Annotated in this window: 4 protein-coding genes; 2 read left to right on the top strand and 2 right to left on the bottom strand. The window is 67.1% G+C overall.

The window, feature by feature from the left end; genetic code table 11:
* Positions 1 to 10 precede the first annotated feature (10 nt).
* The gene (locus tag KY501_RS33960) at positions 11 to 5,374 is read right to left on the bottom strand and encodes a copper oxidase (protein ID WP_224367840.1); all 5,364 of its coding nucleotides are present in this window, start codon (positions 5,372 to 5,374) and stop codon (positions 11 to 13) included.
* Between the two features lie 360 nt (positions 5,375 to 5,734).
* Complete coding sequence (locus tag KY501_RS33955; RefSeq protein WP_224367839.1) at positions 5,735 to 7,465, bottom strand: vWA domain-containing protein; 1,731 nt, start codon at positions 7,463 to 7,465, stop codon at positions 5,735 to 5,737.
* 255 nt (positions 7,466 to 7,720) lie between these two features.
* Between KY501_RS33955 and KY501_RS33950 the strand changes: the two genes are divergently transcribed.
* Together KY501_RS33950 and KY501_RS33945 are read left to right on the top strand one after the other, a co-directional pair.
* Positions 7,721 to 12,934: an eCIS core domain-containing protein gene (locus KY501_RS33950; protein WP_224367838.1), complete on the top strand. Its 5,214-nt coding sequence runs from the start codon at positions 7,721 to 7,723 to the stop codon at positions 12,932 to 12,934.
* Positions 12,931 to 14,352, top strand: coding sequence for a protein kinase family protein (locus tag KY501_RS33945; protein ID WP_224367837.1), 1,422 nt, complete (start codon positions 12,931 to 12,933; stop codon positions 14,350 to 14,352). The genes KY501_RS33950 and KY501_RS33945 overlap by 4 nt, the downstream gene beginning before the upstream one ends.
* The last annotated feature ends 3 nt before the right edge of the window (positions 14,353 to 14,355 follow it).

Here is a 14,355-nt window from a genome sequence, read left to right as displayed (position 1 = left end):
GGCGTGGGCTTCACTTCGTGCGAGGAGCGTTCTGGCGCTTCTTCAAGCGGACCACGTTCTCCTCATCCGCCTGCTGCCGGCTGTAGAACTCCTTGAAGGCCGGGCGCTCGGCTCGAGGTGTCTCGATCTTCCTGAGAGTGCTCACCTTCTCCGTGGGCTTGAAGCAGGCCGTGGGCGGAGGTGTCTGGCTGGACAGCGGCTTGAGCGCGCCGTTGGTGGAGCGCACGCACAGGAAGGGCGACTTCGAGGGGAACGAGAGGTTGGCGCTCCACTGGCCGGTGGTGCGATCGACCGGCACGTTGGCGACGGTGCGCGTCGGGCTCTGCGTGCCGCAAGGGTCGGCGGAGGTGGGCGTGCTGCCGCCGAACACCTCAACGGCGGAAGCGAACTGTCCCGAGGGCCCCAGCGTGACATTGCCGGCGAGCCGGAGGATCGTGTTGGCGCCGGACTGTGTCTGCTGTGAAGTGAAGGTCAGCGTGTCCGTGTTCTTGGGGGTGACGCGGAAGATGCCCCAGGTGCCCGAGGAGAGGTTCTGGGCAGGATAGTCGGTAAAGAGGTAGTCCCCGGGGATGGCCTGGGCGCCACCGGCCTGGACCACCATGTCGAAGTGCCCGCCCGGCCCGAACCCGGCCCGACTGGTCGTCACGCGCGACTTGGGGTTGTCACCCATGCGAGTGGAGCTCTGGGTGTAGGGCTCCTCCTGCCAGGAGTGACCCGTCAGGGTGATGACGGCATCTCCCGAGGGTCCGGAGTGCAGCACACGGAACCGCGCGGGCATGCCCGCGGGCGCGCTGAAGACGAACGTCTGGGGATCCCCCACCGGCTCCGCGGTCCACGCGAGCTGGTTGGAGAACGCGCAGGAGAGATCCGGCGGCACCACCGTCGAGGCGCCGTAGCGGTTGGTGATCGGCTCGGTCCCGTAGTTGAGCGCGGCGAAGACGTTGTTCTTGGTGGCGGGGTTGCTCAGGTTCAGGTTCTGCTGCTCGATGATGACGAACTCGCGGAACGCGCTGCCCGAGCCCGGGGTGACGGTGGCCGAGAGGGCTGTGTTGGGATCTTCCTGCCAGGTGGAGCCCGCCGGCTCGATGACGAGCGCCGCCGCGAGACCATGCTCGGGCTGGCCGAGCGGATCCGAGGCGACCAGGTTGCTGGCGCCGAGCTCCATGGGCGTGCCGACCACCTGACCACTGGCGCCCGTGTCCAGGCTCCCCGCGTACCAACGGTACGTCTTCGGTGCGCCCCCGGGGGCCACGGTCTGCACGGGGTTGATGCCCACGTTGAAGCCGTTGCTCTGGCTGGAGTTGTAGTCCACGAGCTGCGGGTGCAGCCCCACCTCGAGCGATGGGAAGGGCATGGTGATGGTGCCGAAGTTGCCCAGGTTGCTGAGCCCCTTCTGGATGTCACCGTTCTTGAAGGAGAAGTTGGCCGGCAGCCGGTTGGAGAGGGTCACCTGGATGCAGTCTCCCGCGTTCGCGCGCAGCACCAGGGGCTCGGGCTTGCGGCCCGGCAGGAGCTTCAGCGAGAGCTTGCCTTGCGCCTCTTCGAGATCCTCGGACCGCACATAGAGCAGAGCGTCCGGATCCGAGACGATGTCCGTGGTCCCGCTCTTGTCCAGCGCGCGCTGGTAGTAGACGAGTTGCTGCGAGCCGAGCACCTGCCGGGCGCTGACGGCGCTCACGTTGTACAGCCGCAGTGGAGCCTCGGCCGGACAATCCGGCGCGGCGGGCTTGGGCGTGGTGCTCAGAGAAGCCGGCACGGGCTGGAGCGCTCCACCGGTGGCCGCCGTCTGTTGTGACGCGTAGGCGCGGAGCAGACCCCAGGGGCCCTGGGTGATCCACGGGTCCGCCATGGTCCCGGTGTAGAGGTAGTCCGTTGCGCCGGTCGCCGTCGCGGCCGCTCCCTGCGGCATCTTGAACTCGAGTTCGAAGTGCTCGGAGATGCCCAGCGTCTGGCTGCTGCGGTAGCCGGAGTTCACCTCCGAGGGCTGGAAGCGCCACTTCAGCCCCTGGACACCCAGGTGCTGCGGCGTGAGCTGTGCCCCCACCAGCACGCGCATCTGGACCTTCTCTCCCTCATAGGCGCGCAGCAGCGGCGTGTACGGATCGTAGGGAGAGGCGCCCGCCATGGGGAATGGCCCCAGCGTGTTGAGCTCGGTGTCCTGCCGCGGCATCGACTGGAACACGTGGGAGAGATCGGTGTTGCCAGCGACCTGCGGTCCGCCCTGCACCGGGTTGGTTCGGTAGAGCAGCGGCTCGCTGCGGTAGTTGATCGTGGCGGCGCCCACGCGGGTGGAGGAGATGAGCTGCGGGCACGGCCGGCTGATGGCCTGTCCCGTCGCTCCACACTGCTCGCTCGGCGGCGGCGTCAGCGCGGTGGTGGAGCTCGGCGTGCCCTTCCGGTAGCCGAGCTGGAGATCCTGATACTCCAAGGCGAACTCGCGGTAGGGCTCGAACGCGCCCGCCCGCGACGGCTGGATATAGGCCTGGAAGCTCGTGGGCCCACCGTCATCCCGCTTGGCCTGGGTGCTGGCTCCGGGGCTGTTGCCGAAGGCCTGGCCGCTCGTCACGTTCAGCCACTGCGAGCCCGCGGGCTCCACCAGGAGTCCTCCGTAGAGGCCCGCCTGTTGGTGCGTCGACGGGCCGAAGTGATCGTGCGTGAACACGGTCCGCAGCGTCCGATCGTTGCCCGCGTTGTCCAGGATGGGATCGGCGTACCAGCGCTGGAGCGTGGTCTGCGCGCCCACGAAGGCCGGATCGTTGCCGAACACCTTCGGCGGCGGGAGCGGCGTCAGCAGCTTGGGGTTGGCGTTGCCGTTGAGGCCGCCGGCCTTGTTGATGGCGACGATGCGCTCGCGCACCTCGTCTGGGCTGAAGGCGCCGTCCTCGTAGTTCCAGCCGTTGGCGGCGCCGTCCGCGGACGTCACGTCGAACTTCACCAGGTGGATGTGCTGGCCGATGATGTCCGTGGGCGTGGTGACCTGGAAGTCGTCGACCCTATAGGTGCTGGGCACCAGGTTGGTGTGCCAGTACTCGATGCAGTCGCCAGAGTTGGCGCGGATGAACATCGGCTCGGGCGCCCGACTGCCCTGCAGCGCCGGGAGCGCGTCCTCCCACAGGGTGAGGATGCGCCCCTGCGGCATGTGCCAGCCCTTCTTGTTGAAGGTGAGGTCGAGCTGGATGTTGGCTCCCTTGTAGACAATCTTCCGCGAGGCGCTGGGCGGGCATGGGTCCGCGTAGGGCGCCCCTTGCTGCGGGGCCTGTCCATTCGTCTGGAAGAGCGAGGCGATGCCGGTTCCCCCGGTGCTGCTGGAGGGCGTGAAGGTGCGCTGGGCCTCACTATGGAATTTCATGGCCCGCTGCTCGAGGTTCGTGCCCTGCTCGGGCAGCTCCTGCGCCGTCAGCAGGGCGCTCTCCTTCGTGAAGTCTCGCGGAGTGTGAGCCTCCTGGCCGACCTGTCCCCCGGTGACGATGTGCCGCGGCAGCCCGCCATTCAGCGGCTGACCCTTCTCGTCCAGGGCGAAGTCCATGGGAGGGTGCGGCGGCCGGTGCCCGGCGAGGCCCGGCACGAAGAACGGGTAGCCTGGATTGCCCGTGCCAGTGACGGTGCCCACGGTCTTGCCATCGGGTGACAGCGACACCATGGCGGGCACCAGCGGCAGCGGGAGGCCCGGGAGCGGGATGATGGCGGGGATGGGCGTGCCGCGGGTGATCTCTCCATCCGGCAGCGCACGCCCACCGGGGACAGGCCGTCCCTGGCCGTCGAGCGCCGTCCCCAGCTCGTAGACGTCATGCACTCGCCACAGCTCCCACATGCCGCCCGCGAAGTGCGTGTAGAAGTGGCAGTGGAAGATGGAGTCCCCGACGGTGCGGTTCTGGTTGCCGCTGCCGTTGTAGGCGATCTCCTGGGTGAAGGTGGCGCCCGGCCCGAGCGCCTGACTGTCGAGGAAGGCGCTCGTGTCGCTGTCGGCGTCGTAGAGCCACTGGTGCGCGTGCAGGTGGTGCACGTGGTAGAAGTTGATGCCCGCGTGGAGCACCCGGTAGCGGACGTGATCGTTGAGGTAGCTGTGGTGGACGTTGGAGGGATCGTCCGGGAAGAGAGCCTGGGTCGCCACCGCGCCGCTGTTGGCGGGGTTGTCGACGATCATCGCTGGATCGCCCAGTGGCCATGAGCTGAGGAAGAACTCCTCGAACTTGCACTCCACGCAGTCCTTGGCGGGGCCCTTGCGGATCCGGTTGGCGTAGACCTCGGTGGCGACACCGGCGGCGCCGTAGTTGATGGCGAAGGTGTCCGAGCCGTTGGAGAGCACGGGGCCCAGGCCACCCTTGGCGGTGTTCTGGTCGTTGAAGGCGGGGTACGCCTGAACCGCGTCTCGGTCCTCGTGGTAGATGACGGTGAACTCGCGGAAGGGCTGCTGACGATCGGGCAGCACGGGGTTGGGCGGGTAGGCCACGGCGAGCCGGCCGCCGTTGGGTCCGGAGATGATCGCGTTGAGGTCGCTGTAGACGATCTCGTTATTGGAATCGAGCATCCTGAGCACGGGCGTGCCCTTGGGGATGGTGGTGCCATCCGAGCGGATCGTGTCGCTGGGGTAGCGAGCGGAGTAGTTCAGCAGGGGTTGGTTGAGCGAGGTGCTCCCTGTCTTCGCCAGCAAGAGCTCCTGGGCTGTCACCTGGCTGCGGTACCACTCGGAGCCCTTGGGCTCGACGATGACGGCGCCAAAGAGGCCCTTCATCCGCTGTCCCGCGGTGGAGGGGTCCTTGTAATCGAAGAGGGCGCTGGAGCTCTGGAGCAGGTAGGTGCCCTCCTTCGCGCCGTAGTACGTGTATGTGACGGTCGTGCCTCCCGATGCGGCCAGCGCGTTCGGGTTGGCTCCCGCGAAGGTGCCGTCACTGGAGATCGTGTTGACGAGATCGAGCCCGACGACGGTGGCGCTCGCCGTGAGGGTCGTCAGCGGGGGGATCGGGAGCGCTCCCTGAGCGCCTGGCAGCGCGCTGACAGTCCCATTGGGGCTGCCGAAGTAAGAAGGCAGGGCCCGTCCTGGCTGTGGGGAGTAGAGCAGGCTGGTGAACTCGATGCGCAGACAGTCGCCTTCGTTGACTCGCAGCACGAGGGGCCTGGGGCGCTTGCCGGGGCGCAGCATCACCTTGCCGGGCGTGAGCGTGGAGCCCCCATCCGTGGAGACGACGTCGCGCAGGAGCGCGAACATCATGCCCCCGGGCTCACCGGCGCCGAACCGGTTGAACATCAGGGGCTGATCAATCGCAGCCACCTTGGCGGTGACGGTGTTTGTGCATTGCGGAGCGGCGGCCCGCGCCGTGCCACTGGCCCCAATACATGCCAAGGCGATGACGGCGCTCGTGAATTCGCTTCTCATGAGGACTTCCCCCATCCGGAGTCGCCGCCGAGCGGCGAACTCTCACGGGCGGCATCTATCCACGCGCCGTGCGAAGGATTCAAGCATTAGCGTCGCGCCCGAGAAGATATAGGCGCTGACATGTCAGTGACACACGCTGACATGTCAGCTGTCACGTGTGTCATCAATCCTTGGATGTAGCGGCGAGTGCTTTGTCTGGGCCCACGTGGCTTTTTACATATCAAGTGAAGTACCAACCCGGACGCGCGCCGCTCCTCGCCCGAGGCATCCCTTCCCTTTGCAACTGGGCCTGGCCACGGCAGGTGCGAGGCTGGCCCCGGTGCGAGGAGCAGTCGAGCGCGGCGCGCTCGACCCCTGGCTCTACCTCCGTTCGTGGGAGGCCGTGGCGCTCATGAGAGTCTGGGCCTGCGTCACGAGTTTCACGAACTCGGCGCGCTCGGCCTGGCCTTCGGTGGTGCGCTCGGCCAGCTTGCTCGCGGCAGCCAGGCTCCAGCCCTGGGCCGAGGGGCTGTGGCGCAGGATGTCCGCGGTGGCTGCCACCGCCAGCGCGAAGCGGAAGTCCGGCGAAGCGCTCTCCAGTGACGAGCGCACCCGCGAGCGCTCGAAGGGGAAGGCCTGCTCGGCGGCCTCGGCCCCGTTGGGGGCCTTGGCGCGGATGCGCACCGTGGCCAGTGCGTGCTGCTCGCCCGTCAGCTCCACCTCATAGAGGGCGGTGACATTGTGGCCCGCGCCAATCTCGCCGGCGTCCACCTTGTCGTCGCGGAAGTCTCGGTCGGCCACGTCCCGGTTCTCGTAACCCACCAGCCGGTAGCGCCGCACGGCCGCCGGGTCGAACTCCACCTGGAGCTTCACGTCCTTGGCGATCACCTCGAGTGTACCGGTGAGCTGCGTCTCGAAAACCTTGCGCGCCTCCTGGTAGTTGCCCACGTAGAAGCAGTTGCCGTTGCCCTGGTCCGCCAGCTTCTCCATCAGGTCGTCACGGTAGTTGCCCATGCCGAAGCCCACCGTCGTCAGGGTGACACCCTCGGACACGGAGCCGCGCACGCTCTCCAGGATGGACTCGGGCGAGAGGTGGGGCCCGATGTTGGTATCCCCATCCGTGAGGACGATGACGCGGGAGACGACGTTGCCGGAGGCCTTCTTCAGCGCGTGACGGTAGGCCAGCTGCATGCCCGAGCCCATGGCCGTGCCACCTCCGGACCGCAGCGAGTCGATGGCCGCGTAGATGCGTTCCTGCTCGGTGGCTGGGGTGGGCGGCAGCACGTCCTGCGTGGAGCCCGCGTAGGTGACGAGGGCCACCGTGTCGTTCTCATTGAGATTCTTCACGGCAAGCTTCATCGCTTCCTTGGCCAGCGGTAGCTTGTCCGGGGACTGCATGGAGCCACTGGTGTCCACCAGGAAGACCAGGTGGGCGCGCTTGCGCTGCGAGCGAGAGACCTGCTTGCCCTGAATGCCCACACGGAGGAAGTGGCGGCCCTTTCCAAAGGGAGAAGGCGCACCCTCGAGGTTCACGCTGAAGGATTCCTTCTGGGGCGCGGAGTAGCGGTACTTGAAGTAGTTGACGAACTCCTCGACGCGCACGGACTCGGGCGGGGGCAGGCGGCCCTGCTCCAAGTAGCGTCGCGCCAGCGAGTAGGAGGCGGTGTCCACATCCACGGCGAAAGTGGACAGGGGATCGGCCCGGGTGTCGGTGAATGCGTTGGGTGTATGGGCCTCGAAGGAGTTGCCCGAGGTGGATTGGGGATCGTGCTCCGGCGGGGAGGGGGGCGCGGCGCGAAAGGCCAGCACGTCCTCCTCGCTGGTTCCTCCCACCGTACCGCCGAGCACTCCGCCGACGACCCCGCCAACGACTTCACCCTCGACTCCACCCACGATTTCCCCGTGCTCCTCCGCGGCGGGCAAGTCCTCGGCTGCCTCTAGAAGCTGGACCTCCTTGATGGGCGGGCTCATCACGGCGGGCGGCGCGGCGGGGACCTTCATCACATGCGTGGCTTCTGGCGAAGGAGTCCGGCTCGTGCATCCAGCGGCGATGCTCAGGGCCAGCACGGTGCTGACACAGGGAGAAAGGCGGTATGACAGGGAAAGGGACATGGGGGCTCCGAGTTCGGGAGGAGAGCCTCAACGGGCTGCTCTTCCTCACGCACTCAAGCTAGAGACTCCTGGAGGAGCGATGGCCCTCGCATAGCCATGATTGCGTCATGGTTTCGTCAGGCCCCTTCGCCGAGGAATTCAGGTGGGAAGGATGGCCTCCCACAGGCAATTCAAACGTGCGCTTGGGACACTGCGGAAACCAGACTCGAGCCGTTCTGCTTGACGGGGTTTCCCTGGCTGGTTTCCACTCACTCCATGCTCGGGTCTCGGAAGCCGCAGAAGATCGAAGCCCCCAAGCGCGAGCCCGAGAACGCGCCACAAGCCACGGCGTCGATGCCCGGGACGTCCTACTGGAACTACGTCCTTCGCTCGGCCGCGGGCGCGGGGGGCGAGGTGCCGCCGGGAGCGCAGGTGGAGAGAGAGGCCTACTTCTCCGTACGCCCGGCTCCCGCTCCGGCTCCTACGCTGTTCCGGAGTGAGGCGCCCTCCGGGCTCGAGGCCGATCCAGATCATCCCGCCGTGCACGAGGCGCTCCAACGGAGAGGCCAGGGGGAGCCGCTGCCGGCGGGCGTGCGGCAGGAGATGAGCGAGCGATTCGGCGTCGACCTCGGCCGCGTGCGCATCCACTCGGACGAAGGAGCGCAGCGCGCTGCGCAGGCGGTGCACGCACGGGCGTTCACGGTCGGGGAGGAGATCTTCACGAGCGAGTCCCTCTCACCCCACGAGCGCGGAGGCCGTGAGCTGCTCGCCCACGAGCTGACTCACGTGGTGCAGTCCTACGAGGGCCGCACGGCCACCGGCGCCCGGATGAGCCAGCCGGGCGATACGTTGGAGCGAGAGGCGAAGGAGCGGGCCGCCACCGTGGCGCAGGGACATGGCGCGCATCCGAGCCTCCCCGCCGCCCCTGCTCCTGCCGCGGCTCCCACGAGCAGACTGCTCCTGCGCGACACTCCACCCGAGGGCTCGAAGGGGAAGGGCGCTCGGCGCCCTGCGCCGGCCAATGGCACCTTCGAGTTCGAGGGCGATCTCCTGGTGGCGAGCCGTGCGTGGCTGTTCTCCCAGTACCCGCTGCTGGAGGAGCAGGCCAAGAAGACCGAGATCCACATCCCCGATCTCTTGCGGTGGATCCTCGCCCAGTACAAGGCCCATGGCACCCTGGCCTGGGCCGACGACAAGGTGCTCGACGAGGCGGTGAAGCACCCGAAGGTCAAGCTCCAGGGGCCCGTGCCGGATGATCCGGGGACGGGGCTCCCCCTCTTCCATACCGTGCTGCGCCACATCGGCGCCCCGCAGGACGCCCTGATCAAGTGCCAGCGCGTCGCCAACTACTATTACATCATCGTCGACTTCGGCACGTTCAAGGGCTCGAGCTATTGGGTTGGCAGCCGCATCGTTCCGGATAGGAACCTGCGCGAGCGCATCTTCACCGCGCTCGAGGCAGAGGTGGGCATGAAGATGCAGGAGAACGTCCGCACCTTCGAGCTCAACCGCAAGATGACCGAGGACAACGAGTGGACGATCGAGGTCCTCAACGACGTTCGCGCCGCCACCTGGAACTTCATGCCGGAGGCGGGGGCCTACTATTTCGGCCAGCAGCGGTGGGCCAGCTTTCTCAAGACGGGCACCATCAGTGGCAAGCCGACGCAGGAGAGCGTCGGCGGCGTCCCTGTGGCGCCGAAGCTGTCGAAGGAAGATCGCGAGTTCCTCGACAAGTTCCTGAAGGAGCTGAACCTCCCGCCCTCGCCGGATCCGGACAAGAACCGCGAGCCCATTACCAGCTATCAGATCTCCTTGCTGCGCAAGCTCGACGCTCACCCGCTCAAGCAGCAGATCCTCGAGCGAATCCGCAATGCCAAGGGCAGCGGCAAGGACGCGCCGGATGCGCTCAGCGCCCAGATGATCGAGGATCTCATCGCCCAGGTGGACCTCGAGACGGCCCGGAAGACGCTCGAGATGCCGGAGCGCAAGCCGGGCGGAGAGAAGCCTCTCACCAGCTCGCGGCTCAAGGGGCAGATCATCAATCGCTCCGGGATCCTCACCGACAAGAAGGACAAGGCCGAGTTCTTCTTCAAGGTCACCAACACCGACGTCGTCTTTGCCGTGCCCTGGGTCACCATCGAGTGGCGCGCGCATGCGGCCAAGCGAGACGACACGAACCCGAGACAGCTCATCCCCCAAGGGCAGGTCCAGAGCGATCATGCCCATTACATCGACCGCGAGTCGGAGTCCGAGCGCTTCAACGCGGACCAGATCCTCAAGAAGCCGGGCCTCTACCAGATCCACGCCTTCGTCGATCACAACTTCTTCTACCCGGCGCACTTCGAAATCCCCGTCGAGGTGCTCAGCGAGCGCGAGCACATCTCGCAGATGGAGGCCGAGGCGGGGTTCGGGGATCTCGAGTGGGAGAAGAAGTCCTTCGGCGTGGGCCTGGACGCCAACACCGAGGGCTACCAAGGCGCGGGCAAGCTCCCCGCGGAGTGGCGGCGTACCTTCGCTGCTCGGATCAAGTTCCTCGAGAAAGACCGTGAGCGGTTGAAGCAGCTCGTCGACCACTACAAAGGGTCCGACGCGAACGCGGATCTTCTCCAGTACGCCACCGAGGCTCTGAAGCGGCTCGACGAGTCCAGGACCCTGCTGGGCACCGAGGCGACGAAGGGCTACCACTCCTTCGAGGCTCGCGGTGTGTATTCCACCCGCGAGACGGGCATGAAGGAGGGCCCGCTGACCCTCCTCGGCATGGCCCGGAAGACCCAGGACGGCAAGGTCGAGGTCAAGCTCCACGACCTCAGTAAGATCTGGGAGCAGGTGGACTATCACTTCCACGCCACGGAGGACACCTTCGACAAGGCGCTGGAGGCCGTTTTCTACGAGCTTGCCAAGACCTATCCCCCGGGCAGGGTCTCCGCTGCTTTCGAGCAGCTCGACGAGAAGGGCGAGCGCACCACGGGCAAGCGCCTGGGCTTCGAGCTGGGCACGGGCACGGCGTGGAAGTCCGTCAAGGGCGTGCTCTACAGCACGCCGGCGCAGATCATCGTGAACGTGGCCGGCACGGCGGTGATGATCTTCCTCCCCGTGTCGGCGCCCATCGTGCTCGGCGTCCTGGCGTCGTACAACGCGGTGAGCACCATCGACAACATGGCCGAGATGGAGGCCAAGGGCCTCCTCACGAAGAAAGAGGTGGCCAAGGGCGTGGCGATGATTGGTATGGACCTGCTGCCCTACGTGGGCCGCGCCAAGGTCTTCGCCAAGACGGCACGCGCGACCTTCCTCGTGATCGACGGCGTCCAGATGGCCGGCATGGTCGTCATCATGCGGGACACCGGGCTCGAGCAGCTCAAGAACCTACGCGACGGGCAGATGAAGCAGATCGCGGAGCTGGATGAGGAGGTCCGCAAGCTCGAGAAGAACCCCGCGCACCCAGACCTCAGGGCCAAGCGGCGCGAGCTCGAGCTGAAGATCCTGGAGACGCGCACCGCCGGCACGAAGATGTTCCTGGAGATGGCTGGACAGGGGCTCCTCATGCTGGCGCCCAACATCGTGTTCGGAAAGATCACCGAGAAGGTGATGGGGGCAAAGCTGGGTCAGCTCCAGGGCATGGGGCTGTTCGAGCATACCCCTGGGCTCAAGGAGCCGAGATACGATCCCTCGACGGGCAAGTTCCACATCGACACCCAGCACCTACCGGAACTCAGCATCCTCCAGCTCGAGCGCATCAAGAAGACGTACGCCACCGACCTGGCCACCAGGACAGAGCAGCTCGCGAAGATGCTTGGCACCGGCCCAGAGAAGGTGGACGTGGTGCGCGGCGCCAAGACCCAGGTCGAGGCCACACCCGAGGGCGGCTACAAGGTCACCGTGGGCGAGGGCCAGGGCTTCCAGGATGCGCTGGACGCGGCGTGGGCCCACCGCAGCGCGCGCGAGCCCGGAGCGACCCGCCCCGACGTGAGCCCGCCGATCTACCGGCCCACCTATAGCGCCGCGGACATCAAGGGCAAGGCGAACATCATCGTCGGCAACAAGCTGGAGATGGATCAGGCCGCCGCGCACAAGGTGATGCGCCAGGTCTCCGGCGGAGACCCGGAGGGCTTCCGGGTCCTTGGAGTGGAGATGCCCGAGGGCTTCGATCCGCGCACCGTGGAGTGGGGGCTCGGGCAGCTACCGGATGGCTCGTTCATCGTCATCCGCGGTCATGGCGGCTACGTGGACTGGGCTCCGTTCCCCGGCGTCAAGCCCGTGGCGCACAGCCACCCGCTCGTGCCCGGCAAGTACATCTCGGGTGAGCCCAAGGATCTGCACATCCGAGACATCATGAGCGGTGAGAAGGGCAATTCCACCAACCGCGTCAACCTGGCGCCCTCGGCCGCGGACGTGGCGTTCTGCGCTCGCAACAACATCGAGGGCCACGTGGTGCACACACCCTACGTGGACAAGGGCAAGGGCGTGGTGGGCAATCCCACGCCGGGGGGCAACGAGCCGCGCATCGACATTGAGATCGGGAAGCCCGAGCACGTCGGCTCGTTCTTCGGCAACCAGGACATTCCTGTCTACAAGGCCGAGATGGTCGCCCGCGCCGGTGGCAAGGAGATCTGGCGTGGCCCCATGTGGACGGTGGATCACCCGGCCATTGGCAGCCTGGTGGAGGCCAGGCCCCTCCCGGGCACGGAGGCCGGCATCAAGGGCGCGGAGCCCAAGGGTGGCGCCACCAAGAGCGGGACGGAGAAGGGCGCTCGTGTCCAGACCATGACCGAGGGGCTCTACGACGTGGTGCCCACCAGCGCGAAGAACGCCCACACCAACCCGGATGGCGGGAGGGTGGAGTTCGAGCACCTCGAGCCGTACGATGACAAAGGCTGGCAGGTGCACACCACGCTGGTTGAGTTCAAGCCGACCGGTGGCGGAGACTCGGTGCACGGGTACGTCGAGCGAGCCTTCCGGCGGAAGCCGGACGGCACGGTGGAGATGGAGCTTCGCGAGATCAACCTGGCGGGCATCCCGAGCAAGCTCGACGGCGTGGACAAGCCCATGGTGGGCACGGCGACGCCCACCCATGTCTGGGTGCAGACGCAACAGATGAAGCGCTTCGGCGCGAAGACAGGCGAGGTCAGCCGCGTGACGTTGAAGACCGTGGAGAACGTGGAGGCCATCTGCCAGATCACGGTCAAGCTGCATGAGCTCGGTCTGCAGCCCACGCCCGAGAACGTGTCCAAGGTGGTGGCCCAGAGCGCTTCATATTTCTACGCCGAGACGCTCCTCACCCAGAGCGGACACCAGGTGGTCGGCGCCAAGGCGGAGGGCGGCAAGGTGATGAAGCTCAGCGACGTGGTGGCGAAGCACCAGGAGAGCACGGCTCAGGCGGCGGAGCTTGCGGCACGGATCCCGGAACAATACAAGCTGGATCCGAGCACGGAGGTGCTCTCCGGTTTCGACATCGTCATCGACTCCGCGCCCAGGCCGGGAGGAAAGCAATGAGCTCGGATGTCACCATCGTCGTGGTGGGAGCTCGTGGATCCAGCGGTCCGGACAGCACGGCGCTCCATGCCTCGCACCGGGTGGACGAGCTGCAGGTGGAGCTCGGACGACGTCTGGGGCAGCAGGTCGAGGTCCTCCACGGCACGCTCGATGAGGCACCACCCCAGGGCGTGCTCATCCTCTTCTGTCCTTCGCTCGAGGAGACGCTGGCGGACGTCCCGCGGGAGCTCCGCGCGCGGGTGATCTGGATGACGGCCGGGCGCACGGAGGTGCGCGAGGCCCTCGCGCGACATGGCTTGCTGGGGGCCGTGGAGCGCTCGCGGTATTTCCTCTGGGCCAGGGCGCGTGCGCAGGATCGCGCTTCCGGGCTTTACGCCAGGGCCGATATGGCCGGGGAGCTGAGTGGCGCGTCTCTGGCGGATGCTGGCGTTCCGGGGTACGTGCTCCTCTCGGACCTTCGCTATCGAGATCTCGCCTCGCTGATGGGTGCCTATGTGGCGGTGGCGAATCGGCGGGCGCCCGCGCCCCCGGACCGGCCCGTGGAGCCGCCTCCGGTGCAGGAGTTCCCGTTAGGTCAGGTGCTCGACGTGGGCGGTGAGCACGGTGCGTATGGCATCGTCCGTCTCATCGGTGGCATCCGGGAGCGCGGGCTGTACGAGGCGCGGCGCGTGGGGGCGGAGGAGCAGGAGGCCTATGTCTCGCTGGGGTTGCGGCAGACGGCGGCTTTGGAACTGAAGCGTGCCGAGCTCGAGTTGCCGAAGGAGGGGTTCGCGCAGTTGCTTGGCCTCGTGAGGTTCGACCACGAAGGGACCGAGTACGCTGCGATGCTGGAGGCTCGGCCCGCGGGAGTTCCGCTCCCCGAGCTGTTGCCGGGCGCGATCTCGGTGAAGCGGGCCGCGCGCCTCCTGCTGCCGATGCTGGGCTGGGTGGCCGCGGCCCACCGGCAGGGGCGGGTCCTCGTGGGCCTGCGCCCCGAGCTCCTCTTCGCGGCGCTCACCGGGTCGTCCCCGGATGATCCGGAGTATCTCCCTGGCTGGGGCACGCTCCGGCCACGGCTGACCGGAGTCGTGCCTCGCTACGAGCGCTTCATGGAGACCGCGGAGCGGCCTTGTCACGGGTTCGGTCCGCCCTTCGAGACCCTGTATCAAGCTCCCGAAATCTTGGCCCTCCGGCCGCCGGAGCCTGCCGCGGACGTCTTCTCGTTGGCGGCGATCCTGGCGTGGACGACGCTGGGCGCGTATCCCTTCCCCGGGAACACGGTGGCGGATCGCATGGCCGCGATGATGACTGGCACGTGGAGCCGCACCTCGGCTCCTTCCGCGCTGGCATCGCTGCTCTCTGCGGGACTGTCGCCGGCTCCAACTGCGCGGCCTTCGCTCTCGGCCATGGAAGCGCAGCTGGCGAAGCTAGCTGCCTGAGCG

It is taken from the genome of Hyalangium versicolor, from assembly GCF_020103695.1.
In the GTDB taxonomy this organism is placed as follows: domain Bacteria; phylum Myxococcota; class Myxococcia; order Myxococcales; family Myxococcaceae; genus Hyalangium; species Hyalangium versicolor.
This window is presented reverse-complemented; position numbering and strand designations above follow the sequence as displayed.

Bases quoted from the DNA above. Each gene is read 5' to 3' on its own strand.
- KY501_RS33960 (WP_224367840.1), bottom strand. From the start codon at position 5,374: ATGAGAAGCGAATTCACGAGCGCCGTCATCGCCTTGGCATGTATTGGG.
- KY501_RS33950 (WP_224367838.1), top strand. From the start codon at position 7,721: ATGCTCGGGTCTCGGAAGCCGCAGAAGATCGAAGCCCCCAAGCGCGAG.
- KY501_RS33955 (WP_224367839.1), bottom strand. From the start codon at position 7,465: ATGTCCCTTTCCCTGTCATACCGCCTTTCTCCCTGTGTCAGCACCGTG.
- KY501_RS33945 (WP_224367837.1), top strand. From the start codon at position 12,931: ATGAGCTCGGATGTCACCATCGTCGTGGTGGGAGCTCGTGGATCCAGC.